The organism is Roseovarius sp. (genome assembly GCF_965228755.1).
GTDB lineage: Bacteria > Pseudomonadota > Alphaproteobacteria > Rhodobacterales > Rhodobacteraceae > Roseovarius.
In genome coordinates, this window is the sequence record NZ_CBDDIG010000008.1 from 14533 (window position 1) to 40782 (window position 26250).

Annotated in this window: 25 protein-coding genes; 10 read left to right on the forward strand and 15 right to left on the reverse strand. The window is 60.4% G+C overall.

Annotated elements, in window-relative coordinates:
* Positions 1 to 25: 25 nt before the first annotated feature.
* The 5 genes from ACO07J_RS13840 to ACO07J_RS13860 all read right to left on the reverse strand — a co-directional run bounded on the left by ACO07J_RS13840 (position 26) and on the right by ACO07J_RS13860 (position 6020).
* Positions 26 to 1249, reverse strand: coding sequence for a class I SAM-dependent RNA methyltransferase (locus ACO07J_RS13840; protein WP_422029943.1), 1224 nt, complete (start codon positions 1247 to 1249; stop codon positions 26 to 28).
* A 3-nt stretch (positions 1250 to 1252) separates the two neighbouring features.
* Positions 1253 to 3112 carry an ABC transporter ATP-binding protein gene (locus ACO07J_RS13845; RefSeq protein ID WP_422029945.1) on the reverse strand — a complete coding sequence of 620 codons (1860 nt, stop codon included), beginning with the start codon at positions 3110 to 3112 and terminating at the stop codon, positions 1253 to 1255.
* A gap of 169 nt (positions 3113 to 3281) precedes the next feature.
* On the reverse strand, positions 3282 to 4436 hold the full coding sequence (locus ACO07J_RS13850) for a CCA tRNA nucleotidyltransferase (protein WP_422029947.1): 1155 nt from the start codon (positions 4434 to 4436) through the stop codon (positions 3282 to 3284).
* Positions 4433 to 5035: a CoA pyrophosphatase gene (locus ACO07J_RS13855; protein WP_422029949.1), complete on the reverse strand. Its 603-nt coding sequence runs from the start codon at positions 5033 to 5035 to the stop codon at positions 4433 to 4435. The genes ACO07J_RS13850 and ACO07J_RS13855 overlap by 4 nt, the downstream gene beginning before the upstream one ends.
* Positions 5025 to 6020, reverse strand: a complete 996-nt coding sequence (locus ACO07J_RS13860; RefSeq protein ID WP_422029951.1) for an Hsp33 family molecular chaperone HslO — start codon at positions 6018 to 6020, stop codon at positions 5025 to 5027. The genes ACO07J_RS13855 and ACO07J_RS13860 overlap by 11 nt, the downstream gene beginning before the upstream one ends.
* Positions 6021 to 6096: 76 nt before the next feature.
* Here ACO07J_RS13860 and ACO07J_RS13865 point away from each other — a divergent pair, with 76 nt between their 5' ends.
* Entirely contained in the window at positions 6097 to 6540 is a 444-nt protein-coding gene (locus ACO07J_RS13865) for an NUDIX domain-containing protein (protein ID WP_422029953.1), read from the forward strand.
* On the opposite strand, the gene ACO07J_RS13870 is transcribed toward ACO07J_RS13865, so the two are convergent.
* Positions 6515 to 7798: a PP2C family protein-serine/threonine phosphatase gene (locus ACO07J_RS13870; RefSeq protein ID WP_422029955.1), complete on the reverse strand. Its 1284-nt coding sequence runs from the start codon at positions 7796 to 7798 to the stop codon at positions 6515 to 6517. The genes ACO07J_RS13865 and ACO07J_RS13870 overlap by 26 nt on opposite strands.
* 102 nt (positions 7799 to 7900) lie before the next feature.
* Between ACO07J_RS13870 and ACO07J_RS13875 the strand changes: the two genes are divergently transcribed.
* Both ACO07J_RS13875 and ACO07J_RS13880 read left to right on the forward strand, forming a co-directional pair.
* Positions 7901 to 8725 (forward strand): IS5 family transposase, encoded by an 825-nt coding sequence (locus ACO07J_RS13875; RefSeq protein WP_422026165.1) that lies wholly within the window; start codon positions 7901 to 7903, stop codon positions 8723 to 8725.
* Positions 8726 to 8883: 158 nt separating this feature from the next.
* Positions 8884 to 9216: an Hpt domain-containing protein gene (locus ACO07J_RS13880; protein ID WP_422029957.1), complete on the forward strand. Its 333-nt coding sequence runs from the start codon at positions 8884 to 8886 to the stop codon at positions 9214 to 9216.
* On the opposite strand, the gene ilvA is transcribed toward ACO07J_RS13880, so the two are convergent.
* On the reverse strand, positions 9213 to 10451 hold the full coding sequence (gene ilvA / locus ACO07J_RS13885) for a threonine ammonia-lyase IlvA (RefSeq protein ID WP_422029959.1): 1239 nt from the start codon (positions 10449 to 10451) through the stop codon (positions 9213 to 9215). The two genes, ACO07J_RS13880 and ilvA, sit on opposite strands and share 4 nt — an antisense overlap.
* A gap of 142 nt (positions 10452 to 10593) precedes the next feature.
* On the opposite strand from ilvA, the gene ACO07J_RS13890 reads away from it, so the two are divergent.
* Positions 10594 to 11820, forward strand: coding sequence for an argininosuccinate synthase (locus ACO07J_RS13890; RefSeq protein ID WP_422030883.1), 1227 nt, complete (start codon positions 10594 to 10596; stop codon positions 11818 to 11820).
* A 55-nt stretch (positions 11821 to 11875) separates the two neighbouring features.
* Here the strand turns inward: ACO07J_RS13890 and ACO07J_RS13895 are convergent, their stop codons facing one another.
* The 3 genes from ACO07J_RS13895 to ACO07J_RS13905 all read right to left on the reverse strand — a co-directional run bounded on the left by ACO07J_RS13895 (position 11876) and on the right by ACO07J_RS13905 (position 14007).
* A complete protein-coding gene (locus ACO07J_RS13895) occupies positions 11876 to 12292 on the reverse strand; it encodes a DUF7282 domain-containing protein (RefSeq protein ID WP_422029961.1) in 417 nt (138 codons plus the stop codon).
* A gap of 90 nt (positions 12293 to 12382) precedes the next feature.
* Positions 12383 to 13099, reverse strand: a complete 717-nt coding sequence (locus ACO07J_RS13900; protein WP_422029963.1) for an HAD family hydrolase — start codon at positions 13097 to 13099, stop codon at positions 12383 to 12385.
* A complete protein-coding gene (locus ACO07J_RS13905) occupies positions 13099 to 14007 on the reverse strand; it encodes a D-amino acid aminotransferase (RefSeq protein ID WP_422029965.1) in 909 nt (302 codons plus the stop codon). The genes ACO07J_RS13900 and ACO07J_RS13905 overlap by 1 nt, the downstream gene beginning before the upstream one ends.
* Before the next feature lie 178 nt (positions 14008 to 14185).
* On the opposite strand from ACO07J_RS13905, the gene msrA reads away from it, so the two are divergent.
* Positions 14186 to 14851, forward strand: a complete 666-nt coding sequence (msrA, locus tag ACO07J_RS13910; RefSeq protein ID WP_422029967.1) for a peptide-methionine (S)-S-oxide reductase MsrA — start codon at positions 14186 to 14188, stop codon at positions 14849 to 14851.
* Here the strand turns inward: msrA and ACO07J_RS13915 are convergent.
* Positions 14848 to 15717 (reverse strand): ribokinase, encoded by an 870-nt coding sequence (locus ACO07J_RS13915; protein ID WP_422029969.1) that lies wholly within the window; start codon positions 15715 to 15717, stop codon positions 14848 to 14850. The genes msrA and ACO07J_RS13915 overlap by 4 nt on opposite strands.
* Positions 15718 to 15724: 7 nt before the next feature.
* Complete coding sequence (locus tag ACO07J_RS13920) at positions 15725 to 17980, reverse strand: NADP-dependent malic enzyme (protein ID WP_422030885.1); 2256 nt, start codon at positions 17978 to 17980, stop codon at positions 15725 to 15727.
* Positions 17981 to 18145: 165 nt separating this feature from the next.
* Here ACO07J_RS13920 and mutS point away from each other — a divergent pair, with 165 nt between their 5' ends.
* Positions 18146 to 20761: a DNA mismatch repair protein MutS gene (gene mutS, locus ACO07J_RS13925; protein ID WP_422030887.1), complete on the forward strand. Its 2616-nt coding sequence runs from the start codon at positions 18146 to 18148 to the stop codon at positions 20759 to 20761.
* Between the two features lie 4 nt (positions 20762 to 20765).
* Here the strand turns inward: mutS and ACO07J_RS13930 are convergent, their stop codons facing one another.
* Positions 20766 to 21326 (reverse strand): nucleotide exchange factor GrpE, encoded by a 561-nt coding sequence (locus ACO07J_RS13930; protein ID WP_422029971.1) that lies wholly within the window; start codon positions 21324 to 21326, stop codon positions 20766 to 20768.
* Between the two features lie 10 nt (positions 21327 to 21336).
* Complete coding sequence (gene hrcA / locus ACO07J_RS13935) at positions 21337 to 22401, reverse strand: heat-inducible transcriptional repressor HrcA (protein ID WP_422029973.1); 1065 nt, start codon at positions 22399 to 22401, stop codon at positions 21337 to 21339.
* Between the two features lie 123 nt (positions 22402 to 22524).
* Between hrcA and rph the strand changes: the two genes are divergently transcribed.
* The 4 genes from rph to ACO07J_RS13955 are packed head-to-tail and all read left to right on the forward strand — an operon-like array spanning position 22525 to position 25349.
* Entirely contained in the window at positions 22525 to 23241 is a 717-nt protein-coding gene (gene rph, locus ACO07J_RS13940; protein WP_422029975.1) for a ribonuclease PH, read from the forward strand.
* Complete coding sequence (locus tag ACO07J_RS13945; protein WP_422029977.1) at positions 23234 to 23842, forward strand: non-canonical purine NTP pyrophosphatase; 609 nt, start codon at positions 23234 to 23236, stop codon at positions 23840 to 23842. The genes rph and ACO07J_RS13945 overlap by 8 nt, the downstream gene beginning before the upstream one ends.
* Complete coding sequence (gene hemW, locus ACO07J_RS13950; RefSeq protein WP_422029979.1) at positions 23835 to 24992, forward strand: radical SAM family heme chaperone HemW; 1158 nt, start codon at positions 23835 to 23837, stop codon at positions 24990 to 24992. Before ACO07J_RS13945 ends, hemW begins: the two co-directional genes overlap by 8 nt.
* 3 nt (positions 24993 to 24995) lie before the next feature.
* On the forward strand, positions 24996 to 25349 hold the full coding sequence (locus tag ACO07J_RS13955; protein ID WP_422029981.1) for a YbaN family protein: 354 nt from the start codon (positions 24996 to 24998) through the stop codon (positions 25347 to 25349).
* Here the strand turns inward: ACO07J_RS13955 and ACO07J_RS13960 are convergent.
* On the reverse strand, positions 25339 to 26241 hold the full coding sequence (locus ACO07J_RS13960; RefSeq protein WP_422029983.1) for a ParB/RepB/Spo0J family partition protein: 903 nt from the start codon (positions 26239 to 26241) through the stop codon (positions 25339 to 25341). The two genes, ACO07J_RS13955 and ACO07J_RS13960, sit on opposite strands and share 11 nt — an antisense overlap.
* Positions 26242 to 26250 lie beyond the last annotated feature (9 nt).

Consider the following 26250-nt stretch of genomic DNA (forward strand, 5'->3'; position numbering starts at 1 on the left):
GTTCGGCCAAGGAAAATACGCAGGTTTACGGCGCGTTCTTCCGAAATTCCGCAACAAGCTCGACATGCACGGACCAGCGGAACTGGTCGACCACTCGCAGGCGGGTCAGCGTGTAACCGTTTTGCACCAAAGTGGCCGCATCGCGAGCGAACGTGACCGGATTGCAGGAGACATGCGCGATGACGGGAATTCGGGATTGTGCAAGCAAGGCGATCTGGGCCTCCGCCCCCGCTCGGGGCGGGTCGATGATGGCGGCATCAAAGCCTGCAAGTTCTTCGGTCTGAAGTGGCTGGCGGAACAAGTCGCGCGTCTCGGTCGTGACCATTTTCAGGCCTTTCGCATGGCGCCAGCCGGAATCGAGCGCCGTCGTCATGGCCCGGTCGCCTTCGACCGCATGAACAGCGGATCGGCGCGCGGCCGGGAGCGCAAACGTGCCGCACCCCGCGAAGAGATCGACGACGGTGGCTGCATCGTTGACTATGTCGAGCACATCCGCGCGAAGTGCGTCTTCTCCCTCCTTGGTAGCCTGAAGAAAGGCGCCCGCCGGCGGCACGACGGAAATGCCGTCGAACCTTTGCTCGGGCGGCAGCCGGGTGGCGACCGTATCTCCATCCCAGCTTAATCGCGCAAAATCATGTGTTTGGCAAAGTTCGGCAAGCGTCATGCGGAGTGAGCCGTCCAGTGGCTTGCCTTCAGTTACCGATACATCCAATCCCGGTTCCGCCATCGTCACCGCCACCCGAAGGGGTGATTTTCGGCTTGCGCCAGCCTCGGCCAGCGCCCCGGCCATGGGCAGCGCCGCGATCAGCCGCGGGTGCAGCAACCGGCAGTCGGGAATGTCCACGATCGTTTCCGACTGCTTGCCGTAGAACCCCGCCATTGCCCCCTTCCTGGTCCGGCGTACGGCGAATGTTGCCCTGCGCCGGGTGTTGGGCGGCGAGATGTGCATGGGCAGGAACTCTGCCTCCAGCCCCTGTGCCTGCAAGGCAGTTCTGACGATGGCGGTCTTCCATTCTGCCAAGGCCGCATCTGCCATGTGCTGCATCTGGCAGCCACCGCAGGATTTGAAATGGCGACAGGGCGGCGCCACGCGGTCGGACGAGGGCGTGACGATCCGTATATCGACTAGCCGGTCACCGACAAGTGTGCCGGTGACCACTTCCCCTGGCAGGGCGCCGGGGACGAAGACCGGGCCGTCGGCAACTCCGTCCCCAAGGTGGCCCAGCCGTCTGATCTTGTATTCCGCCAAGCCTTACTCCGCCGCGGTCTCGGTATCGTCATCGACATCGGCGTTCAAGAAGCCACCCGACTGCCGCTCCCAGAAACGGGCGTAGAGGCCGCCCTTGGCCAGCAGCTCGGTATGGGTGCCTTCCTCGAAGATCCGACCCTGTTCCAGCACGATGATACGATCCATCTGGGCGATGGTCGACAGGCGGTGAGCGATGGCGATGACCGTCTTGCCTTCCATCATGCCGTACAGCGTCTGCTGAATTGCCGCCTCGACTTCGCTGTCCAGCGCGCTCGTCGCCTCGTCAAGCAGGAGTATCGGTGCATCCTTCAGGATCACCCGCGCCAGCGTGATCCGCTGACGCTGGCCACCAGACAGCTTCACGCCGCGTTCGCCCACATGTGCCTCGTATCCCGTGCGACCCTGCGGATCTTCCAGGTCGAGGATGAAATCATGCGCTTCGGCCTTCCGCGCTGCGTCCAACATTTCGTCCTCGCTGGCGTCCGGCTTGCCATAGAGGATGTTGTCGCGCACCGAGCGATGCAAAAGCGCGCTGTCCTGCTGAACCATGCCGACATGATCGCGCAGGCTGTCCTGCTGAACTTGCGAAATGTTCTGGCCGTCGATCAGGATGCGGCCGCTTTCCGCGTCATAGAATCGCAACAGCAGCTTGACGAGGGTCGATTTTCCCGCGCCCGACCGGCCAACAAGGCCAATCTTTTCACCCGGTTCGATGGTCAGCGAGACCCGGTCGAGCCCGCCGGCCCCGCGGCCGTAGTGGTGCGAGACCGCCTGGATCTCGATCCGTCCGTCGGTCATCTTGAGCGGCTTCGCGTTCGGATTATCGACAAGGTCAATGGGCTGGGCAATCGTCTCCATGCCTTCGGCGACGACGCCGAGTTGGCGGAAGAACGTCGTGAGGGCCCACATGATCCATCCGGTCATGGCGTTGAGGCGCAGGGTGAGCGCCGTTGCCGCGGCCACGGCCCCTACGGTCGCGTTGCCCTGCATCCACAGCAGCATGGCCCAGCCGACAACCCCGACAATGAGCAGGCCGTTCAGGACGACAAGGCACACGTCCATGATCGTGTAGATCCGCATTTCCGCCCGAAAGGTGGTGCGCGTGTTCTCGATGGCCTCCTTGGCGTATTCCAGTTCCCGCCGGTGATGGGCAAAAAGCTTGACGGAGTGGATATTCGTATAGGCATCCACCACCCGCCCCGTCACCTGCGAGCGGGCATCCGACGCCGCCTTGGACGCCGGACCAACGCGCTTCATCGTCCAGCGGACGAGAATCCCGTAAAGAACCAGCCAGATGACCATCGGAATCGCCAGTCGCGGATCGGCATCGGACAGCATCAATGCCGCGCCGATCACGTAGGCCAGCGCGAAGGTGATGGCATCGAAAACCTGAAACACGGCCTCGCCCGCAGCGGGCGGGGTTTGCATGATACGGTTGGCGATACGACCAGCGAAATCATTCTCGAACCAGCCTACCGACTGCCTCAGCACGTGCTTGTGAGACCGCCATCGGATCAGGGTGCCGAAGTTCGGTATGATCGTGTTGTTGAGAAGAAGCACGTCGATCGCCTGCACCAGCGGCCGCAGGATCAGGATGAACAACGCCACCACGATGAGTTCCAGACCGTATTGCTGCCAGACGGTTTCCGGCTCGCCCGACAGACGGTCGACCAGCTGCCCCATGTAATAGATCAGCCAGAGCTCGATCATTGCCACGATTACAGAAAAAATGGCGGTGACCCAGAAAACCCTGCGAAACGGTTTCATGTAGTCACGCATGAAGGGCCACAGCCGCGTCGGGGGCGTGTCGGTCTCCGTATAGTCACAATACGGATCGACGAGATTCTCGAAAAACTTGAACATGGAACGACATCCTGATGGGGCGCAAAAGCAACGCGGCCCAGGCCGCGTTCGGTATCACCTTGGGGGGTTAAGAGCTTAGCTCAGCCAGATCCCGTGGTACATTTTGCATCCCTCCTTCGTCAGTCCCGCGAAGATGGCCCGTTTACGATCAGGTTGTCAATTGAAGTCTCTATGACAGGTCGCGGCCGAGCAGGTCTTCGCGGCTGAGGGTGAATCGGGTATCGATCCACGCCTGTTCCAGCTTGGCAAGTTGCCTGCCGAGTTCCGGGCCCTGGTAAGCGGGCATCAGGTCGGCCGCCGATATGGGAAACTCCGCCGCGGCGCCCACCGCGATATCATCCAGGTCTTGCGCCGAGGGCTGTCGGCTCGCTGCTGCAGACTTCAGAAGCAAAACATCGCGCGCCACATCCCCGCCGAGGCGATAGGCGAGCTCACCCATCGATGCGGCGGATGCCATTCCATCCTTGAGTTGACCAAGCCGCTTGGCTTGTGCGCGGCTCAACCTGAGCCGTTCAACCTGATCCTCTCCGCCCAGCGCCGCCAGTCGTCTGATCGGATCGGCGGGTAGGGACAGCGATTGCTCTACATGCACGAGAGGGCCGAGCAGGTTGTCGTCCGCACCGGGCAGCACACGCATAAGAACACCGGAACTCCGCATGGACGCGACAACCTCGGCCGGGTCGGGCGCGGCGAGAAGTTTCAGGAATTCCGTGCCGACACGCTCCTTCGACAAACGCGCCAGTCCCTCGGCAAGATGCGCACATGCAGCAAGGCCGTCAGGGTCAAGCCCGCCTGCTCCATACCAAGCATGGAACCGGAAGAACCGCAGAATACGAAGGTAGTCTTCACGGATCCTCCGTTCCGGATCTTCGATAAAGCGGATATGGCGCGCTTCCAGGTCCGGCATGCCATTGAGCGGGTCGATCAACTGGCCGTCTGAACGGGCGTAGAGCGCGTTCATTGTAAAGTCGCGGCGCCGGGCGTCCTCGAGAACGTCTGTCGAAAAGGCGACCGTCGCACGGCGGCCGTCCGTTTCCACGTCCTTGCGAAACGTGGTTACTTCGTGAGGCAGGCCGCCAGACACCACGGTGACAGTGCCGTGCTCGACCCCGGTCGGGACAGGTTTGAGGCCGGCCGCTTCCGATAGAGCAATCACCGTCTCGGGCAACGCATCCGTGGCAATGTCGATGTCCTGGACGGGCTTACCAAGCAGATCATCTCTTACGCATCCGCCCACGAAAAGGGCCTGATGCCCGGCGACTTCCAGCATGCGGCAAACGGCCTGCGTCGGTTTCGCCTTGATCCAGTCACCGGAAAGTTTCATCGGTTCTCGAGCGCGTCGGCCATGGAACGCAGAATGCGCGCGGTCGCCCCCCAGATGTAATAGGGTCCGAAAGGTACGGTGTAATAGTGCCGCCGGCTGCCACGCCACCGGCGTGATTGAACGCTGAAGTTATCCGGGCTCAGCACATGGTTCAGCGGCACATCGAACACCTCCTCCACCTCACCCGGTTCCGGTACCGGGGTAAACGGTTCTCGCACAAGTGCGATGACCGGGGTCACGTAGAAGCCAGTTACCGTTTCATGCGCGGGCAACAGCCCCAGAACTTCAACATTCTCCGGGACGAGGCCGATCTCCTCGTGCGCCTCACGCAAGGCGGCTGAGGTAACATCGGCGTCGTTATCGTCCTGTTTGCCACCGGGAAAGGCGATCTGGCCAGGATGATGCTTGAGCGCCGACGACCTTTTCGTCAGGAAAAGCCGGGCGGCATCATCCCGGGCGAGCACGGGCACAAGGACGCCCGCAGGCCGCAACTTGCGGTTCTCCGGCAAAACCGTATCCGGGTTCAGGTCGTAATCCGATGACGGTGCGCGCGCGTGAGCGACCGCCTGACGCAGTTGCGCCGCGAAATCACGCGTCATCGCCGGACGACCCGGGGGCGTCGAAACCGAGCGTCACCGGATCGAGCCGATAATGTGCTCCACAGAATTGACAGTCTGCGGTCACGATCCCTTCCTCGGTCGTCATGGTTTCAATGTCGCGGGCCGAATAGATCGACAGGCTTTGGCGAACGCGGTCCTCCGAGCAGGTGCAGCCGAAGCGAACAGGTTGAAACTCGTAAGCGCGCGGGACTTCCTCGTGAAACAGGCGTACCAGAAGATCCGTAGGGGTGACCGACGGACCGATCAGCTCCAGCGCCTCGACCGTATCAAGCAGGATGTTGACGCGGTTCCAGTTCTCCTCGCCCTCTTCGCTGACCACGTCGTCGGCGACAAGCAATCCGCCCTCTCCCGTACCTCCGCTCGAAATTCCGAGGGCGGCCTTGGGCATGTGCTGCACCATGATCCCGCCGGCACGCCAGTGCTCGGCTTCACCCCGCTCGGTCGATCTTCCGAAGCTCAGTGCGAAACGCGTCGGCAATTGTTCCGACTGGGCGAAGTAAGCCTCGGCGCACGCACTCAGGCTGCCGCCGGCGATTGGCGTGATACCCTGGTAAGGGTCCGAACCGGGGCCCTGATCGATGATGATTGAAAAATAGCCTTTGCCGAGCTGGTCGAACGGTCGCTCGTCGGTCACGCGGTCAGGATCGAAACCGGCATAGGCGCGAATCCGGGCCGTTTCGCCTTCATCCTGCGGTGCATAGTAATCCGTTGCGATCATGCGCACCGGTCCATCGGTCTGAACCTGAAGGGAAAGCTTCCAGCGCAGTTTGATCGTCTGCCCGATCAGCGCCGTCAACAGGGCCATCTCTGCCACCAGCGCTTCTACCGCGGGCGGGTAATCATGCTGACGCAGGATACCGTCGAGAACGCCGTCAAGCCGGGCAAGACGGCCGCGCATGTCGGAGGCATCGAGCTGAAACGGCAGGATTGTATCATCCCACGCAATTTTCTGACCAAGAGTCATGGAGTTTCCTTAAGCCGCGGAAATTGGCATACCGCGACTATATATGAACCGCCAGAGATGATCCAAGAGAGGCTGCATGATCCCCAGGTTCGGTCCGGTGCCCCGCCCCGATATCGCCTACTCGCATCGCATGGGCGCCTATGCGATCCTCGCCAGGAAGGGTCAGCTCCTCCTGACGCTTCAACACGAGCCCGAGCCCGAACTTCAATTGCCGGGCGGGGGTATCGATCCCGGCGAATCGCCTCTCAGGGCGTTGCACCGCGAGGTTTACGAGGAAACCGGCTGGATCATCGCCCAGCCGAGGCGGCTTGGGGCGTTCAGGCGGTTTGTTTACATGCCGGAATACGACAAGTGGGCAGAAAAACTATGCCTGATCTACCTGGCGCACCCGGTTCGGCCCCATGGACCACCGACCGAGGCCGGCCACACGGCAATCTGGGCCGCTCCGGATTTTGCCGCCGAGGCATTGGGAAATTCGGGAGACAGACACTTTGTCAGGACGTATCTGCGTGGCCGTTGAATTCGAGCAGGACCGCCGAAACGTCATCGTCGAACTGATCGCTTCCCGTAACCTCCGCCAGCCGCCAGACGAGGGATTCGAGATACCTCGCACCCCGTGCACTACGTAATCCAGAGGCCACCCCGGCGAGGCCGCGCTCTCCCAACATGTCGCCGCCGGGTGTTCGGCACTCGATGATACCGTCGGAATACACCAGCAGACGATCACCCGGAAACAGCGTCAGCTTCCGCGCTTCGTAGGATGCTTCGCCCAGCAGACCAACCGGCAACCCACCCTCTCCGGCGAACTCGATTGTTCCGTCGGCACGCTGAATCAGAGGCGCGGGATGGCCGGCCTGAACGTATTCTACCTCTCCGGTTTCGAGGTCGAGGATCGCGAGAAGGAGGGTCAGGTAATGCTCTGTCTCGATCTCCCCAAGGATAAGTTCGTTCAGTATGGCAGCGGTTTCCTCGGGACATCGCCCTCGAAACCTGCCCTGCTCATCTGCGACAAGGGCGATATTCTGTTCCGGGGTTGTCGCCGAAAGATACCCGGCAAGCCGCGCCGTCATCAGCGCCGAGCTGATCCCGTGCCCTGACACGTCAATGCCGTAGACACCGACCTGTGACGTGCTGATCTGGAACATGCCGACGAGATCACCGCCGACATGCCCGCAGGAATGCAGCATGAGTGAAACCTCCGCACTTCCGAAATCGCGGTACCTCTCCCGAACGAGTGACTGCTGCAGCTTGCGCGCCTCTATGAGATCGCCGTTGATTGCATCATGGATCAGTTGGAGTTCATGCAACGTGGATTGCACTAACCGGTTTTTCTCCGTCAGCTCACGCTCCATCCGGACAACCCGTTCGGCCGCCGTGATCCGGGCGCGCAGTTCCGCCGTATTCACCGGTTTGGTCAGGAAATCATCAGCGCCGGCGTCAAAGCCCCTCGCCATGTCCTGCCTGTCGCTCTTTGACGTGAGAAGGATAAAGTATCCGTACCCTTCTCGCGTCATCTTTCGGAACTCGTGACAGAATTCGAGGCCGTTCATTCCCGGCATCATCCAATCGCTGAACACGAGGTCAGGCGGGTCATCCCGGCACATGCGAAGAGCCTCGCGGCCGGAGGCGGCACCGCGGACCGAATATCCTGCCTGCCGCAGGATCTGCGACAGGGTCAGTCGTTGAGAGGAACTGTCATCGACAACAAGCACTTTGCGCACCGCTGTCGAGATGTCCGGGGGCCTCGAATGAAGGTCTTTTGTCTGCGCCACGCACATCACCGCCAGTTGTCTGGCGACCTGAGTGTCTGATCGAAAATGAGTTGAGTGAATTCAGCAGGTTATGATTCTGTTCGATTGCAACATTGAACGGAGATCATGATGGCCTGGACCGAATTCACCCGCCCGCGATATGAGCGCAATACAGCGCGATATTCAAGTGATGTAACGGACGAAGAATGGGCGGTTGTGTCCCGGCTGTTGCCCGGCCCCAACCCGCTTGGTCGCCCGCGCGAGGTTGATCTTCGGGGTGTCTGGGATGCGATCCAGTACATTGCCGCGGCGGGATGCGCGTGGTCGCTTTTGCCGAAGGATTTCCCGCCCGTCTCGACGGTGCGGTACTATTTCTATCTCTGGCGCGACAGCGGTCTGCTGGCCGAGATCAACCGGTCGCTGGTTTCCCTGGCCCGCGAAAGGGACGGCCGGCAGGATATGCCCACGGCGGGGGTGATTGACAGCCAGAGTGTGAAAACCACTGAAAACACGGCTCTTTCCGGCTATGACGCGGGCAAGCGGATCAAGGGTAGAAAACGCCACATCATAACCGACACCTGTGGCAACCTGATTGCTCTGTGCGTCCACCCGGCCAACATTCAGGACCGCGACGGCGCGCCAGCGGTGTTCGCCCGGCTCCGGCGGGAGGCTCCGAAACTGCGCCATGTCTTCGCCGATGGCGGCTATGCCGGGCCGAAGCTGCGCCGGGCTCTGGCCGACATCGGGCGCTGGACAATCGAGATCGTCAAACGGTCCGATACCGCGCAAGGCTTCGAGGTTTTGCCCCGCAGATGGGTCGTCGAGCGCTCCTTCGCCTGGCTGGGAAAATGCCGCAGGCTGGCGAAGGATTGGGAAAAGACCATCGAAAGCGCCGAAGCATGGATCCTCATCTCGCATATCAGGCGAATGACCCGCCATCTCGCAAGAGCCTGAAAAACATCAGGTCATTTTGAATCGGACACTGAGGTAGCGTCGTGAATTTAAACATTGGTGAAGCCGCAAATTCGGCTTGAATTTGAAGGAACACGTCAATCTTTGATTAATGTCTTCCCTCTAGCTTCGCGGACCAGCACAACCGCAAGGGCCACGAAATGATTGATTGGAAGCGCGTATCCGAACTCCGTGAAGAGGTCGGGGAAGAGAATTTCGACGAGGTCATCGATCTGTTTCTTTTCGAGGTGGAAGACGAACTCGCCCGGCTCACCGCCAGCCATGCCAAGGCAACGTTGGCCGCGCGGCTGCACTTCCTCAAAGGGAGCGCCCTGAACCTCGGATTCACGGCCTTCTCGGCCTTGTGCCAGGCCGGTGAAACGGCCGCGGGCAACGATGCAGGGGCCGATGTGGATATTGACGGGGTCCTAACCTGCTACGATCAGTCGAAGCAGGCATTCATCCGCGGTATGCATCGCATTGCAGCAGCCTAGATCAGGAACTCTGCCAGGACCTCATCATTGGTAATGTCGCGGAAGGCAAAGCCGGCCGTCTGCATCTTGGTTTCGATCTGGGCAAAGTTTCCCGGATCGCCGGCCTCGATACCGATCAGCACAGAGCCGAAGTTCCGCGCAGATTTCTTCAGGTATTCGAAACGGGAAATATCGTCGCGAGGACCAAGGATGTTCAGGAAATCCCTCAAGGCGCCGGGTCTCTGCGGCATTCTCAGGATGTAGTATTTCTTTATCCCGGAGGACCGGAGCGCGCGTTCGCGAACTTCCGGCAGGCGTTCGAAATCGAAGTTGCCGCCGGACGTGACGCACACCACGCGTTTGCCGCTGACATGTTCTCGCAGATCCTTCAGCGCATCGACCGCCAACGCCCCGGCGGGCTCCAGCACGATGCCTTCGACATTCAGCATCTCGAGGATCGTCGTACAGAGCCGATCCTCGTTCACCGTCAACGCACAGGCAGGATCGAGGTCGCTCAGTCGCTCGAACGTCCGTTCGCCGATTTGGGCAACGGCCGCACCATCCGCAAAGGTCAAAACGTGATTCAGCCGAACGGGTCGGCCGGCCTGCAGGGCCGCGCCAAGACACGCCCCGCCCTCGGGTTCGACAAGGGCATAATCGCACGAATTGCCAAGGTAACTGCGCACGCCGGAGGAAAGGCCGCCCCCACCCACTGGCATGACGATCAGGTCCGGGGCGCTCCCGAGCTGTCGTTCGATCTCGACCCCGACCGAGGCCTGCCCTTCGATCACGTCCGTATCATCGAATGGCGAAAGGAAGTGGCCACCCTCCGCCTCGCAATGGGCTATGGCGGCAGCGAGCGTGTCGTCGAAATAGTCGCCGGTCAGTTCCACGGTCACGAACTCGCCGCCAAAGCTTTTCGTCTTCATGATCTTCTGCTGAGGCGTGGTAACAGGCATGAAGACCATGCCCTTGACCCCGAAATGACGACACATGAAGGCCACGCCCTGTGCGTGATTCCCGGCGCTGGCACAAACGAATGACGCCGTACCGGGATGCTCTTCCATTACCTTGCGCATCGCGTTGAAGGCGCCGCGCAGTTTGTACGACCTCACCGGTGTCAGGTCTTCCCGTTTCAGGAAGATATCCGCGCCGAACCGTTCCGACAGATGCTCGTTCCGTTGAAGCGGCGTCGGCTCGAATACGTCGCGCATGGCAGCTTCGGCCGTGCGGGCGAGGGTGCGAAAATCGGTCATGCTGGTGTCACTGTCGCAAACCCCGCCCGCTGACAAGAGGGTGCAGCAAAGTATACCTGGGCATGCAGGCAACCACAGCACCTTGCCCAGAGCCGCAAAAGCCGATAATCGCCTCGCCCAAGACCGTGCAAAGGGGAAAGCGATGTCCGCGCCAAAGAAAGTTGTACTGGCCTATTCCGGGGGGCTTGATACCTCGATCATCCTGAAATGGCTGCAAACCGAATATGGGTGCGAGGTGGTTACCTTTACTGCCGACCTGGGCCAGGGCGAAGAGCTTGACCCGGCGCGCGAGAAGGCCGAACTTCTGGGGATCAAACCGGAAAACATCTACATCGAGGACATCCGCGAAGAATTCGTCCGCGACTTTGTCTTTCCGATGTTCCGCGCCAATGCCGTTTACGAAGGGCTTTACCTGCTTGGCACATCGATCGCCCGGCCGCTGATATCGAAAAGATTGGTCGAGATTGCAGAGGAAACCGGCGCCGACGCTGTGGCGCACGGGGCCACCGGCAAGGGCAACGACCAGGTTCGGTTCGAACTGGCCGCCTATGCGCTCAACCCGGAAATCAAGGTCATTGCGCCTTGGCGGATCTGGGATCTCACGAGCCGCACGAAGCTGATCGACTTTGCCGAGAAGAACCAGATTCCGATCGCCAAGGACAAGCGCGGCGAGGCCCCGTTCTCTGTTGATGCGAACCTTCTGCACACGTCTTCCGAGGGCAAGGTTCTGGAAGATCCCGCCGAAATGGCGCCGGATTACGTCTATCAGCGCACGACCCACCCCGAGGACGCACCGAACGAAGCCGAGTTCATCGAGGTCGGTTTCGAAAAGGGCGATGCGACATCCATCGACGGTGAAGCGCTTTCGCCTGCTGAACTTCTGACCAGGCTGAATGAACTGGGTGGCAAACACGGTATCGGTCGACTGGACCTCGTCGAAGGACGGTTCGTCGGGATGAAATCGCGCGGCATTTACGAAACGCCCGGCGGTACGATCCTTTTGCAGGCGCACCGGGGTATCGAGCAAATCACGCTCGATCGTGGCGCTGCGCACCTCAAGGATGAGCTCATGCCGCGGTACGCCGAACTGATTTACAACGGTTTCTGGTACAGCCCGGAGCGCGAAATGCTGCAGGCCGCCATCGACCGAAGCCAGGAACACGTCACCGGCACTGTGCGGTTGAAACTTTACAAGGGGTCCGCGAACGTCGTCGGACGCTGGTCAGACCATTCGCTTTATTCCGAAGCGCATGTGACGTTCGAGGAAGATGCCGGCGCTTACGATCAGAAGGATGCGGCTGGGTTCATCCAGCTGAATGCACTGCGGCTGAAGCTTCTGGCCGCCCGCGCACGGCGCTTCAAAGGCTGAAACGAAGAAGGGCGGCGGGATCAACCCACCGCCCTTGGCTTTAGGGTGGCGGCGTTTATTCCGCCGTGATGACCGTCATCACCAACTCGCCATCGGGCTTGATCGGACCGTCTTCCGAGGCGCCAAGCGTGTATTCGAAGATACCCGTTTCCATCCCGCCATCTTCGGAATGAATCATCAGCATCAGCATGTCGCCGGAGGCCACCTCTTCGGTCAGAATTGCGGCGACGTCCATGGTTTCACCTTCGCGAATAGGGGCGTGGCCGACGACCGGACCGGGCTTCATCTCGGAGTCGGTGCGGTGCACAACAAGCCACCCGTTCTTCGGCGCCGCGATCATTTCAGCGCTGACGATGCCATTCGAGACATCTTGGTCTGACGCCTTGACCATCGGTGTCATGCCGTCATTTTCAGCGAGAGCGGTACCGGCAGCCAGGATGGTGACTGCTGTAAGGCTGATCAGTGTCTTCATCGAGAATCTCCAGTCTGTTGAAATCCGGCGCTTAAAAAGTGCGCGCGGGTACAGACACGTCTTCCGAGGCAGAAAGTTTCATACTTTCGCTTAGCGCAGCGCCACTTCGCTTAGCGGCAGGTAATAGGGCATGGCCGCGTCGGCCAGGGCTGCCTGGTCTTCGGTGAGCTCAGGCAGATTGCCCTCCGCCGGCGCAAACCCCGTCGACCGATGAACCGCGCCGTACCAGTGCGGCGCCCAGACGCCATCGTCCGTGTGGCCCCCTTCTGGCCATGACAACATCGCGGGATCCCACGAAAGGCCGATCGCATCACAGAGCCGGCGCAGCATCCCCTCCGGATCACGGCGGATGTCTGCAGAGTCGACGACAATGGGGGACTGGCCCGATGTTTTCAGTTGTTCGAATAGGTCCAGTTGCTGGAGAAAGCCGATATCGGTGAGCGTCGGTTTGTCGTACTTCGCCGAAAAGCTGGCGGCGACGCGCGCGGGGTGACGGATGAGGAAGATGTTCGTCACCTTCGCAATCCAGTCACGCGAGATGCCCTCTATCATGTGTTGCGTCATGTGCTTTTGATAGAAATGCGGCTTATCCCCGGGGACCGGCCCGAGAAGACGCGCGACCACGGCCTTCGGGTCGGATGGCTGCGAGGCAATGATCTCGTCGCGCATCGGATGTTCGAGGCCGGTCCGGGTCAGGTAGGCGGAGTAGAACGGCTCATCGACCACGGCAAAGTCGGCCCTGGCCCCGAACGAATACATCATTGCCGTCGACAGGTTGCGCGGCCCGGACCACATGGCGATCCGCATCAAGCCGCTTCCCGCTGGATCAGTGCCTTGTAGAGGCCTTGGATCGTCGAGGTCACGGGACCCTGCTGACCATCGCCGATCAGGCGTCCGTCAATCTCGCCCACGGGCGTCTGGGCGCCGAAAGTTCCCGTCAGGAACGCCTCGTCGGCGCCGTAGGTATCGACCAGGGAATAATTGCGCTCGAACACGGGAATCTGGTTCTCGCGGCACAGGTCGATAACCTTCTGCCGCGTTATGCCGTTCATGCAATAGTCGCCCGTGCTGGTCCAGACTTCCCCCTTTCGAACGATGAAGAAGTTGCATGCATTGGTCGTGTTCACGAAGCCATTCACGTCAAGCATCAGCCCCTCGTCTGCCCCTGCCTTCTCTGCGGCGATACAGGCCAGGATACAATTGAGCTTGGAATGGGAATTGAGCTTCGGGTCCTGCGTCATCGGCAGCCCCCGCATATGCGGCACCGTCGCCAGCCGGATCGGTCGGGCAATCTTAGGTTTGGAATGCTCCATGATGATGGTGACAGTCGGACCCTGCCTTGACAGGGAGGGGTGTTGAAACGGCCGACTTTTCACGCCCCGGGTTACCATAAGTCGCGCATGGGCATCCGTTGTCATCTCGTTTGCCATCTGGGTGTCTTTGACAGCCTGCAAGACTTCGGCGCGTGTCATCCCTATGTCGAGATCAATTGCCTTTGCCGCATCGAACAAACGGTCGAGATGCTCGTCGATGAACGCCCATGTCCCGTTGTAGAGGCGCAGCCCCTCCCAGACCCCATCCCCAAGCATGAAGCCACTGTCATACACACTGACCACCGCCTCGGCTTTGGAGACAATCCTGCCATTCAACCAGATCCGGATCGACTCGTTCCGAGCATCTTCCTCGGCCTGGTGCGTGGTCTGGTGCTCGGTCATCCGTGCTCTCCAATGTTACAGGCGACCACTGCGCCGCCGGTCGCGGGCACGTTATTTTGGGCTGAATCCGGTGCCAAGGGTAAAATCGGCTCACCACTGCGTGACATGACCGTTCCCCCTCTTGGTGAGACTCGCGCCCCCTGCCACAATGAACGCGTTCATTGGGGAGGTCGCTTTCATGATCATGCATCTCAAGGAAGTCAAAGCGGTCATGCTGGCCGCCCTGATCATTGTCGGGATTGGTGTGCAGTGTAACAAGGCGCGCGCTGCTGGCACCGAAGTTCTGACAGTAGCCGGAGGTTGCTTTTGGTGCGTCGAGGCCGATTTCGAAAGCGTCAAAGGCGTGAAGGAAGTGGTGTCAGGCTATACAGGTGGCACGACGAAGAACCCCACCTACAAGGAGGTCACCCGCGGAGGCACCGGCCACTACGAGGCCGTTCAGATTTTCTACGATCCGGCCCGAGTTTCCGAAGAACAGCTGTTGCATATGTTCTTTCGCTCGATCGACCCGACAGATGCGGGCGGCCAGTTCTGCGACCGTGGCGCCAGTTATCGCACTGCGATCTTTGTCAAAGACGCGGCCGGCCGACAAGCAGCCGAGGCGGAAAAGGCAAACGCGGCACAGGCACTCGGCCGAAAGATCGTGACGCCGATCCTGAATGCCGGTCCTTTCTACAAGGCCGAAGACTACCACCAGGACTACTACAAAGGTACGAAGCTGGTGATCACCCGTGGCGGGCCCAAGAAGCAGTCGTCGGCCTACAAGTTCTACAGGGAAGGTTGCAATCGCGACCAGCGCATTCGACAGCTATGGGGATCGGCGGCGCCGTTCATCGGGAGCTAGGCGAGAAACGCCTCGACTTCACGGCTCGTGGGGATGGCATCTGCCGTTCCCGCGCGTGTGACGGAAATGGCGGCCGCGGCGGCGGCGCGACGCAAGGCTGACTGGGGGCTCAATCCACTCGACAGCCCCGCTATGGCGTAACCCGTGAACGTATCGCCCGCCCCGGTCGTATCGACGGCCGTTACCGGAAAAGCCGGTATCGAGACCGTCTGCATCAGCCGCGTATCATGCCAGTCTACGCCCCGTGTGCCTTTGGTTACCAGGACGTTTGCCACCGGCAGGTGCAGGAGCTCGGCGCCCAGCGCCTTTGCCAACTGACCGGCTTCGATTTCATTCATGATGAGCAGCCTCAGATACGGCAGTAATGCCGCCACCGTATCCGCATCGAATGGCGCCGCCGAGTAGGCAACAACCATACCCTTTTCAGCAGCAATCCTGGCCGTTTCCTTCTGATGCGAGGTCTCGTTCTGCAACAAGAGCCAGTCACCCGGCTGAGCCGCCGACAAGGCATTGTTGATCGTTTCCGGGTTTTGATCCTGGTTGGCGCCCGGAAAGATCACGATCTGGTTTTCCCCGTCGCTGTCGACCATGACGATGGCGTGCGCGGTGGGGTAACGGCTCGGATGAATATGCCGGGTATCGACCCCAGCTTTCGCCATTTGATCGACGAGCCATTGGCCGTCGCCACCAACGGCGCCGATATGGCGTACCTCGACACCAGCCCGGGCCATTGCCACGGATTGGTTTGCACCTTTCCCGCCCAGGCCACAGCTCATCGATGTCGCGGCCAGTGTTTCGCCGGGGACAGGCAGGCGTGGTACCTTGTAGAAGTAGTCTGCGTTGATCGACCCCAGGTTATAGATCATCAGTCGTTCAGCCCACCTTGCAAGCCGCCAGCACGGCCATGTTGAGGATATCGCTGGCCGTCGACGTCGACGAGCAGATCTGGATAGACTTGTCGATGCCGGACAGGATCGGACCGATAACCGTGGCACCAGCCAATTCCTGCATCAGCTTGGTCGAGATGGAGGCAGAGTGCCGGGCCGGGACCACGAGGATATTCGCCGGGCCGGTGAGGCGCTGAAACGGATAGTATTCCTGCGCGGCCTTGTTCAGGGCTACGTCCACCGTCATTTCGCCTTCGAACTCAAAGTCGACCCCGCGCGCTTCCAGCACCTTTGGCGCCCGGTGCATCTTTTCCGCCCGTTCCGAGCGCGGATAGCCGAACGTGGAAAAGGAAACGAACGCAACACGCGGTTCAATCCCGAGATTGCGCGCGACATGCGCCCCGCGTTCGGCAATGGTGGCAAGATCTTCCTCGTCCGGCCACTCATGGACCAGGGTGTCGGTGACCATGACGATCCGGCCCTTGTGCAACAGGGCGGTGACACCCACAGCCCCGTGTTCTGCTCCCGCGTCGAACACGTGATTGATGCGGTCGAGAACATGGGCCGACTTGCGGGTGGCCCCTGTCACAAGACCATCCCCATGCCCATGAGCCAGCATCAGAGCCGAGAACACATGCCTGTCGCGGGCCGCCAGGCGGTGAATGTCCTGCTGGTCGAACCCTCGGCGCTGTAGTTTCCCGTAAAGGAAGGATTTGTACTCGTCGAGAAATTCGGTCTTCGCGGCATTCGTGATCTCGATTTCGGAAATCGCATCTCCAAGACCGGCAGCATCGAGCTTGTGCTGAACGTCGTCGTCTCGCCCGACGACGATGGCATGACCGAAACCGGAACGCGTATATTGCACGGCGGCACGCAGAACCCGCGGATCATCCCCTTCGGCAAAGATCATGCGGGCCTGAGCATTGCGGGCCCGCGCGTTGATGGACCGCATGATCGAGGCGGTCGGATCAAGTCTCGACTTCAACGCCTGCTCGTAGGCGTCCATATCGACGATGGGCCGGCGGGCCGCACCCGTGTCCATGCAGGCCCGGGCGACAGCAGGCGGGATCGTATGGATCAGGCGCGGATCGAATGGCGTCGGAATGATGTAATCCCGTCCGAACGACAACTTGCGGCCGTAGGCTATGGCAACCTCGTCAGGCACATCTTCACGCGCCAGCCGGGCCAGCGCGTGAGCGCAGGCAATTTTCATTTCGTCATTGATTGCCCTGGCATGGACGTCGAGCGCCCCGCGAAACAGGTAGGGAAAGCCCAGAACGTTGTTCACTTGGTTCGGATAATCCGACCGGCCTGTAGCCACGATCGCGTCCTGACGCACCTCGTGGGCATCTTCCGGCGTGATTTCCGGGTCGGGATTGGCCATGGCAAAGATGACCGGATCGGGCGCCATAGATTTGACCATGTCCTGGGTCACGGCACCCTTCACCGAAACGCCCAGGAACACGTCTGCGTCCTTCATGGCCTCTTCCAGTGTTCGCAGTTCCGTGTCCACGGCATGAGCCGACTTCCACTGGTTCATGCCGTCCTGCCGGCCCTGGTAAATGACGCCTTTGGTATCACAGGCGATGCAGTTCTCATGCCGCGCACCCATGGCCTTGAGAAGCTCGATACAGGCAATCCCGGCGGCACCGGCGCCGTTGAGGACAATGCGGCATTCCTCGATTTTCTTGCCGGACAGGTGCAGCGCATTTATCAGGCCGGCCGCGCAGATCACCGCCGTTCCGTGCTGATCGTCGTGAAAGACGGGGATATCCATCTGCTCCTTGAGCGTCTGCTCGATAATGAAACACTCCGGCGCCTTGATATCCTCGAGGTTGATTCCGCCAAAGGTCGGCCCCATCAACCTGACCGCCTTGATGAAATCCTCCGGGTCTTCGGTGTCGAGCTCGATATCGATGGAATTGACATCGGCGAACCGCTTGAAAAGCACCGCCTTGCCTTCCATCACCGGCTTCGAACCGAGGGCGCCCAGGTTGCCGAGGCCCAGCACCGCTGTCCCGTTCGAGATGACCGCAACCAGGTTGCCCTTGTTGGTATAATCATACGCCAGCTCTGGGTTCTGCGCGATTTCTTCGCAGGGAACCGCGACACCTGGCGAGTATGCCAGTGACAGATCGCGCTGCGTTGTCATCGGCACGGTGGCCGTCACTTCGAACTTGCCGGGTGTCGGCTCGAGGTGGAAGGCAAGTGCCTCTTCGCGGGTGTATCTGGGTTTCGACATGGTGTCTGCTGTCATTCCTGATTGTGTCCGTTGATCCTTACCGGGGGTTTGCCCCCGGCTCAACAGCGGTGAGAATTGGGTTTCGCCGATCCCTGCCCGTTTGTAAGGTCTGGCAAGGTGAGAACAGGGGGCAACGTGACATCTCAGAAGGCAGCCGTGACGCCGATGATGGCGCAGTATCTGGAGATCAAGGCGCAATATCCAAATGCGCTCTTGTTCTATCGGATGGGCGATTTCTATGAACTGTTCTTCGACGATGCGATTGCGGCCGCCGAGGCTTTGGATATCGCCCTGACGAAACGCGGCAAGCATTTGGGCGAAGACATTGCGATGTGTGGCGTGCCGGTCCATTCCGCCGAAGGATACCTTCTGACACTGATCCGAAAGGGGTTTCGCGTCGCCGTCTGCGAGCAGATGGAGGATCCAGCGGAGGCCAAGAAGCGTGGCTCGAAATCTGTCGTGCGGCGTGATGTCGTGCGGCTGGTTACCCCGGGCACGCTGACCGAGGAAAGCCTGCTCGAAGCGCGGCGGCACAATTACCTGGCCAGTTTCTCGCGCGTTCGAGACGAGAGCGCGTTGGCATGGGTCGATATTTCGACCGGCAGTTTTCACGTCATGCCATTGCCGGAAGTTCGTCTCGGACCGGAACTGGCGAGACTGGCACCAAGCGAGTTGATCCTGTCGGAGGCCGATGAGTTGGAGCTGGAAGACCTGACGTCAGAGGCCGGTATCTCGATCACGCCCCTCGGCCGGTCGGCGTTTGACAGCACCGGCGGACATGACCGACTTTGCAGCCTCTACGGGGTCGAAACTCTGGAGGCTTTTGGAAACTTTTCCCGGCCCGAGATTGCCGCGATGGGCGCCCTCGTCGAGTATCTCGAGATCACGCAGAAAGGCAAACTGCCCCTCCTGCGGACGCCGACCCGAGAGGCACAGGCGCGCGTCATGCAGATCGACGCCGCGACCCGCCGGAACCTCGAACTGACCCATGCGCTCTCCGGTGGGCGGGCCGGTTCCTTGCTGGCCGCGGTCGATCGGACGGTGACTGCCGGTGGCGGGCGTTTGATGGAACGCCGGCTTTCGTCGCCTTCCCGGGTTCTCGATGTCGTGCAGGAGCGTCAGGACTCGGTGGCTTTTGCCGTCGAGAATTCTCGCCTTTGCAATGACTTGCGCGAGGCGCTGCGCCGCGTTCCAGACCTCGACCGGGCGCTGTCGCGTTTGAGCGTAGACCGGGGCGGTCCGCGCGATCTCGCGGCGATCCGAAACGGCTTGACCCAAGCTTTGCAGATCGCTGCCCTGCTGGAAGGGTTGGATTTGCCAGACCTTCTACAGCGTTCCGTAGGGGAACTGTCAAACCATAATGATCTCCTCGCCCTCCTGGACGAGGCGCTGGTTGCCGAGCCTCCTCTACTTGCGCGCGACGGTGGATTTGTCGCAGCGGGGTACAATGACGACCTCGACGAGGCACGTCGCTTACGGGATGAAGGGCGCGGCGTGATTGCCGGCATGCAGGCCGACTACATCGAACTCACAGGTATTCAGAGCCTGAAGGTCAAGCACAACAACGTTCTGGGCTATTTCGTCGAAGTGACGGCCACCCATTCGGAAAAGATGCTGTCGGCCCCGCTGAACGAGACGTTCAAGCACCGCCAGACCACGGCCAATCAGGTGCGCTTCACCACCGTTCCCCTCAGCGAAATGGAAACGAAGATCCTGAACGCCGGCGGGCGGGCACTGGAGATCGAGAAACGGCTCTATGAAAGCCTGAAATCCGCCGTTCTGGATAGTTCACCAACGCTCTCGCAGACTTCGGCGGCCTTGGCCGAGCTCGACCTGACGACGGCTCTCGCTGATCTGGCAAGGTCCGAGAACTGGTGCCGTCCGAAGGTTGACGCCAGCCGTGCCCTACTGATCGAGGGAGGGCGACACCCTGTCGTTGAACGTGCCCTGCGCGCTCAGGGTGGTGACCCGTTCATCGCCAATGATTGCGCGTTGGGAGAAGACAGCGATATCTGGCTTCTCACTGGTCCCAACATGGCCGGCAAGTCGACATTCCTTCGCCAGAATGCTCTGATTGCCGTGCTGGCTCAGATGGGCGCCTATGTTCCGGCCCGTTTCGCGCATATCGGCTTGGTAAGCCAGCTCTTCAGCCGGGTCGGCGCGTCGGACGACCTTGCCCGCGGCCGCTCGACATTCATGGTCGAGATGGTCGAAACCGCGGCAATTCTGAACCAGGCTGACGATCACGCTCTGGTGATCCTCGACGAGATCGGCCGCGGCACGGCAACCTACGACGGCCTCTCGATAGCCTGGGCCACCCTGGAACACCTCCACGAGATCAACCGCTGTCGTGCCCTCTTTGCGACCCATTACCACGAACTGACCAATCTCAGCGAGAAATTGGCCCGGGTCGATAATGCCACGGTGGCCGTCAAGGAACACGAAGGTGACGTCGTCTTCCTTCACGAAGTCCGGCGTGGCGCGGCCGACAGAAGCTACGGCGTTCAGGTCGCCAAGCTGGCTGGGTTGCCCCAATCGGTCGTGGAGCGCGCGCGGGTGGTTCTGGATGCCCTTGAAAAGGGAGAGCGAGAGGGGCGCGGCAAGCGTGAGGCCTTCATCGACGATCTGCCGCTGTTCGCCGCCAGCCCACCTCCGCAGCCCAAGGCAAAATCACGGGAGTCGCGCGCCGAGAAGCGCTTGGGCGAGATACTCCCCGACGAACTGACGCCTCGGGAAGCTCTCGACCTGATTTACGAATTGAAGTGCCTGTTGAAGGACTGATCCGTCAACCTTGGAACGATGACACCCCAACCTGTGCCGGGCGCAGGATGCGATCGTGCAGCATGAATCCCTGCGCCGACACCTGGATGATATCGCCCTGTTTCGTGCCAGGCAGGGGTGCTTCGAACATCGCTTCGTGCTGCTGCGGGTCGAACCGCTCGCCGACCTGGGGGTCAATCACGCGGATGCCGTGCTTTTCGAACACCTTGATCAGCTCGCGCATGGTCAGCTCGATCCCCTCGATGAGAGGGCCGGCTACCTCGCGCTGTTCCTCGGTTACCGACTCGACCGCGCGCTTCATGTTGTCGAACACCGGAAGCATGTCGCGGGCCAGTTTGGAACCGCCGTAATTCTCGGCCTCGGTCCGCTCCTTCGCTGCACGTTTGCGTGCGTTCTCCGCGTCTGCCAGCGCACGCATGAATTTATCCTGCAGCGCGTCGCGTTCCGCCTTCAGCGTTTCGACCTCGTCCTGATCTTCAGGGACATCTTCAGCCATACGGGCTTCTTCCTCGGCTTCCACCTCGGCGATGTCGTCCAGGAACCGGTCTTCGTCACGCTTTGCCATTCTTGCACCTCTAACTTCGGTCCGCGATCAGTTTGCCGACGATCTGCGCCGTGTAGTCGACGATCGGCACGATGCGCCCATAGTTCAGGCGCGTCGGGCCGATCACGCCCACCGCGCCAATAATCTTTCGGTCAGCGTTCATATATGGAGAGACCACCAAAGAGGAACCCGAAAGTGAGAAAAGTTTGTTCTCCGAGCCGATAAAAATCCGCACCCCCTCGCCCTCGTCGGCCAATTCGAGGAACTCGGCAATGTCCCGCTTCCTCTCGAGGTCGTCGAACAGTGTTCGAATGCGTTCGAGATCCTCTTCTTCGGTCTCGGGATTGAGCAGATTTGACCGGCCGCGCACGATCAACCGCTCGTAATTGTCCGATTCGCCTTCCCAGATGGCGAGCCCGCTTTCGACGAGTTGCTGGGCAAGCTGATCGATCTCCTGCCGCCGTGACTCGATTTCCTTCGCAATGACCGATTGCAGGCCAGACAAGGTCTTGCCTTCGACCAGTGCGTTCAGAAAATTCGCCGCTTCTCTCATCGAACTTGGGGTCTGGCCCGGCGGCGGTGTGAATATCCGGTTCTCGACATGCCCGTCGGCAAAGACCAGTACGACCAGGGCCCTGTCATGTCCGAGCCCGACGAATTCGATATGCTTGATTGGCGCTTCATGCTTCGGCGCCAGCACCAGCGAGGCGCCATGCGTTACACCCGATAGGGCTGCACCGATCCGGTCGAGCGCGGTGCCGACGTCATCGGAGTTGCTTCCGAGCGTTGCGTCAATCATCTGGCGGTCGGTCGTGTCGAGATCACCGACTTCCAGCAGCCCGTCGACGAACATCCGCAGCCCTTCCTGCGTCGGTATGCGGCCGGCGGAAACATGCGGACTGTTGAGCAGGCCGAGATACTCCAGATCCTGCATGACGTTGCGGATGGTCGCAGCACTGACCTTCTCGCTCATGTTGCGCGTCAGCGTGCGAGACCCTACCGGATCACCCGTGGCCAGATAGGTTTCAACGACGCGGCGAAACACTTCGCGCGAGCGTGCGTTCATCTCTTCGAGAACCTTGCCTGCGTCGTTCATTCCGAAGGACATCCTTCCTACGTGATCCGCCATTAAAGACGGACAGATGAAAACGTCAATCGGGGTTGCGCATGCCGAGGGCAGCCATGTATCCCCAACGCACCAAATAACGAGGTATTTGCCATGCGGCCTTCCGGGAGAGACTTAAGCGAGATGCGGCCGGTTTCAATCGAAACCGGGGTTACCAAACATGCGGAAGGGTCCTGCCTGATCAAGGTCGGCGATACCCATGTTTTGTGCACCGCCACGATAGAGGACCGCGTACCTCCATTCATCAAAGGTTCCGGCCTGGGATGGGTCACGGCCGAGTACGGCATGCTGCCGCGCTCGACGACCAGCAGGATGCGGCGCGAGGCGACAGCCGGCAAACAGGGCGGCCGCACGGTCGAGATCCAACGCCTGATAGGTCGCAGCCTTCGAGCCGGTATTGACCGGGTGGCGCTCGGTGAACGGCAGATCACGGTGGACTGCGATGTGATCCAGGCAGATGGCGGCACGCGTTGTGCCTCGATAACCGGCGGATGGGTTGCGTTGCGCCTTGCCGTTCAGAAGCTCCTCAAGATCGGCGACGTGATCAGCGACCCGATGATCGATCCCGTCGCGGCTGTCAGCTGCGGGATTTACGCCGGCCAGCCGGTGCTCGATCTCGATTACCCGGAAGACAGTGATGCCGGCGTCGACGGCAATTTCATCATGACGGGTTCCGGTCAGCTGATTGAAGTTCAGATGAGCGCCGAGGGTGCGACCTTCTCTCGGACGCAGATGGAGCACCTGATGGACCTGGCCGAAAAGGGCGTCAAGGAGTTGGTGAACGCACAGAATGCGGCGGTCAATGCGTAAGTTCTCGGGCGATACGCTGCTGGTGGCTACGCATAACGCCGGCAAACTGGATGAGATCTCGAGTTTGCTCAAGCCTTACGGTGTATCTGTCATAGGCGCGGCCGAGAAAGGCTTGCCGGAACCGGAGGAAACCGAGTCCACGTTCGTGGGCAACGCCAGGATCAAGGCTCACGCGGCAGCCAAGGCTACGGGTCTGCCGGCGCTGTCGGATGACAGCGGCATCGAGATTGATGCTCTTCATGGCAAGCCGGGTGTCTGGACAGCGGACTGGGCAGAAACGGGGAACGGGCGTGACTTTGTGAAGGCCATGACCCGGGCTCACGACGAGCTCGTTCAATCCGGCGCGCCGCAACCCTGGACCGCCCGTTTTTGCTGCACACTTGTGCTTGCCTGGCCCGATGGGCACGACGAGGTGTTTCCGGGAAGGGTCGAAGGACGCGTCGTATGGCCGATGCGTGGGAACGAGGGCCATGGGTACGATCCGGTTTTTCAACCCGACGGCTACAGCATCACCTTTGGCGAAATGGATGGTCCGCAGAAAAACCGGATGAGCCATCGCGCCGATGCCTTCGCAAAACTGGTGCAGGGTTGCTTTGACTGAAGACTGGCAGCGCGGCGGCTTCGGCCTCTACATCCACTGGCCGTTCTGCGAAGCAAAATGCCCTTACTGCGACTTCAATTCTCATGTCGCGAAGACGATCGATCAGGATCGCTGGAAGAAGGCGTATTTATCCGAGATCGATCGCTACGCGGAAATGCTTCCGCACCGGGTGCTCAACACGGTGTACTTCGGTGGTGGCACGCCCAGCCTGATGGCGCCGGACGTCGTAGCGGAGGTTATCGAGAAGATTCGAGGAAGCTGGCCGACGGCCAATGATCTCGAGATCACCTTGGAAGCCAACCCCGGATCCGTCGAGGCAAATCGCTTTGCCGGTTATTCCGAGGCCGGGGTTTCGCGCATCTCGATGGGGATTCAGGCGTTGAATGATGGTGATCTGCGCCGTCTAGGCCGTATTCACTCGGTTGCCGAGGCTTACCAAGCTATTGATATTGCAAGGAAATATTTTTCCCGGGTGAGCTTCGACCTGATATACGCAAGGCAGGATCAAACGGTAACCCAGTGGCGTACGGAACTTGAAGAAGCGCTTTCATTGGCCGTCGATCACTTGTCATTGTACCAGCTCACGATCGAGCCCGGCACCGCGTTTGGCGACCGGTTTGACCGCGGCAAGCTGCTAGGTTTACCCGACGACGACCGCGCCGGAGATATGTATGACGTCACGCAAGAGGTGTGCAGCGCGGCCGGCCTGCCCGCCTATGAGATCTCGAACCACGCCATCCCTGGCGCCGAATCCCGGCACAACCTCGTTTACTGGCGATACGGCGACTATGCCGGGATCGGTCCAGGCGCGCACGGGCGTGTGACCGTCAACGGTCAGCGGTACGCCACGGTGGATTACGCCCAACCGGGAAAATGGCTGCACGCCGTTGAATCCGGTGTTTCAAGCGGCACAATCGAGCCAATCGATCAAAGGGATCAAGCCGGCGAGTACCTGATGATGGGTCTACGGATCAACGAGGGTATTGATGCACGGCGCTACAAGGCTATGTCTGGCGAGGATCTGTCAGCCGACGCGCTGGCGCGGCTTGAGGAAATAGGCATGATAAGGCGGAATAGACACGAAATCCGCGCGTCGGAACGGGGTCGTCTCGTCCTGAATGCGGTGATCAAAGACCTTTTGGCCAATTAGGTCATGCGAGTCGTCTGGCTGTGCCTTGGGTTGGTCTGTGTCGTTCTCGGCATGGTGGGTGTGGCTGTGCCTTTGCTTCCAACCGTTCCGTTTATGCTTCTGGCGGCATTTTTCTTCGCGCGGTCCTCCGAGCGAATGCACAATTGGCTCCTGTGCCATCCGCATTTCGGCCCCGCCATTGTCAATTGGCAGCAGAAGGGCGCCATCAGTCGCAACGCCAAGAAGCTTGCAACCGCGTCGATTGCCGTGGTCTTTTTCATCTCCATCGCATTGGGCCTTCGGCCCGTGCTGTTGGCAATACAAGGCCTTGTTCTTGGGTGCGTCCTGATCTTCCTCTGGACACGACCTAATGACTGACGCTTAGGATCCGGCACAGATCGTCAAGCTGTTCGAGCGTATCATACGCAATAACGATCTGGCCGCTTTCCTTGCCTGCCTTGTGCTCGATGGAAACCTTCATTCCCAAGCCGGCGGAAAGATCACCCTCCAGCGCTTTCGTATCAGCATCCTTATCGGGCGCGGTCCTGACCTGTGGCTTAGCCCGCTCGGATGTAACTTTATCTTGGCTGGCCTTGGCAAGTTTCTCCGACTCGCGCACCGACAGACCCTTCTTGATGATCTGTTTCGCCAACGAAACCGGATCCTCGGCCGTGATCAGCGTTCGCGCGTGACCGGCAGAGAGTTTTCCGTTCCGCACATACTCTTGCACTTCCGAAGGCAACGTGAGCAGGCGCACCGAGTTCGCGATGTGACTGCGGCTTTTGCCGAGAGCCGTTGCCAACTTCTCTTGCGTATGGCCGAACTTCTCCATCAGCTGGTTGTAACCCGCAGCCTCTTCCACTGCGTTCAGATCGGCCCTCTGGACGTTCTCGATGATTGCAACTTCGAGCACTTCGGTGTCATCGAACTCACGAACTAGGGCTGGCACCGCGTGAAGCTTCGCCATCTGAGCGGCGCGCCAGCGGCGTTCGCCAGCAACAATCTCAAACTGGCCTTCTGCTCTCGGGCTCGGCCGGACGATCAACGGCTGGATGATCCCCTTTTCGCGGATCGAGGCAGCCAGGTCGTCCAACGCATCCGGATCGAAGGTTCGGCGCGGCTGATCCGGGTTCGGAACAATCATTTCGATGGGTATGACACGGTCGGGCTGTTTGGCTTCCGTGGTCTCGTCGCCGTGCCCCTCGTTGACATCAGCCATCAGGGCCGAAAGGCCGCGACCCAGGCCACGCTTTGGTTTCTTATCTGCCATCCCAACCTC

What these genes read in the sequence shown, in the direction of transcription:
- ACO07J_RS13845 (WP_422029945.1), bottom strand. Translation starts at nt 3,112, where the DNA reads ATGTTCAAGTTTTTCGAGAATCTCGTCGATCCGTATTGTGACTATACG.
- ACO07J_RS13850 (WP_422029947.1), bottom strand. Translation starts at nt 4,436, where the DNA reads ATGAAACTTTCCGGTGACTGGATCAAGGCGAAACCGACGCAGGCCGTT.
- ACO07J_RS13855 (WP_422029949.1), bottom strand. Translation starts at nt 5,035, where the DNA reads ATGACGCGTGATTTCGCGGCGCAACTGCGTCAGGCGGTCGCTCACGCG.
- ACO07J_RS13860 (WP_422029951.1), bottom strand. Translation starts at nt 6,020, where the DNA reads ATGACTCTTGGTCAGAAAATTGCGTGGGATGATACAATCCTGCCGTTT.
- ACO07J_RS13865 (WP_422029953.1), top strand. Translation starts at nt 6,097, where the DNA reads ATGATCCCCAGGTTCGGTCCGGTGCCCCGCCCCGATATCGCCTACTCG.
- ACO07J_RS13870 (WP_422029955.1), bottom strand. Translation starts at nt 7,798, where the DNA reads ATGTGCGTGGCGCAGACAAAAGACCTTCATTCGAGGCCCCCGGACATC.
- ACO07J_RS13875 (WP_422026165.1), top strand. Translation starts at nt 7,901, where the DNA reads ATGGCCTGGACCGAATTCACCCGCCCGCGATATGAGCGCAATACAGCG.
- ACO07J_RS13880 (WP_422029957.1), top strand. Translation starts at nt 8,884, where the DNA reads ATGATTGATTGGAAGCGCGTATCCGAACTCCGTGAAGAGGTCGGGGAA.
- ilvA (WP_422029959.1), bottom strand. Translation starts at nt 10,451, where the DNA reads ATGACCGATTTTCGCACCCTCGCCCGCACGGCCGAAGCTGCCATGCGC.
- ACO07J_RS13890 (WP_422030883.1), top strand. Translation starts at nt 10,594, where the DNA reads ATGTCCGCGCCAAAGAAAGTTGTACTGGCCTATTCCGGGGGGCTTGAT.
- ACO07J_RS13895 (WP_422029961.1), bottom strand. Translation starts at nt 12,292, where the DNA reads ATGAAGACACTGATCAGCCTTACAGCAGTCACCATCCTGGCTGCCGGT.
- ACO07J_RS13900 (WP_422029963.1), bottom strand. Translation starts at nt 13,099, where the DNA reads ATGCGGATCGCCATGTGGTCCGGGCCGCGCAACCTGTCGACGGCAATG.
- ACO07J_RS13905 (WP_422029965.1), bottom strand. Translation starts at nt 14,007, where the DNA reads ATGACCGAGCACCAGACCACGCACCAGGCCGAGGAAGATGCTCGGAAC.
- msrA (WP_422029967.1), top strand. Translation starts at nt 14,186, where the DNA reads ATGATCATGCATCTCAAGGAAGTCAAAGCGGTCATGCTGGCCGCCCTG.
- ACO07J_RS13915 (WP_422029969.1), bottom strand. Translation starts at nt 15,717, where the DNA reads ATGATCTATAACCTGGGGTCGATCAACGCAGACTACTTCTACAAGGTA.
- ACO07J_RS13920 (WP_422030885.1), bottom strand. Translation starts at nt 17,980, where the DNA reads ATGTCGAAACCCAGATACACCCGCGAAGAGGCACTTGCCTTCCACCTC.
- mutS (WP_422030887.1), top strand. Translation starts at nt 18,146, where the DNA reads ATGATGGCGCAGTATCTGGAGATCAAGGCGCAATATCCAAATGCGCTC.
- ACO07J_RS13930 (WP_422029971.1), bottom strand. Translation starts at nt 21,326, where the DNA reads ATGGCAAAGCGTGACGAAGACCGGTTCCTGGACGACATCGCCGAGGTG.
- hrcA (WP_422029973.1), bottom strand. Translation starts at nt 22,401, where the DNA reads ATGAACGACGCAGGCAAGGTTCTCGAAGAGATGAACGCACGCTCGCGC.
- rph (WP_422029975.1), top strand. Translation starts at nt 22,525, where the DNA reads ATGCGGCCTTCCGGGAGAGACTTAAGCGAGATGCGGCCGGTTTCAATC.
- ACO07J_RS13945 (WP_422029977.1), top strand. Translation starts at nt 23,234, where the DNA reads ATGCGTAAGTTCTCGGGCGATACGCTGCTGGTGGCTACGCATAACGCC.
- ACO07J_RS13955 (WP_422029981.1), top strand. Translation starts at nt 24,996, where the DNA reads ATGCGAGTCGTCTGGCTGTGCCTTGGGTTGGTCTGTGTCGTTCTCGGC.
- ACO07J_RS13960 (WP_422029983.1), bottom strand. Translation starts at nt 26,241, where the DNA reads ATGGCAGATAAGAAACCAAAGCGTGGCCTGGGTCGCGGCCTTTCGGCC.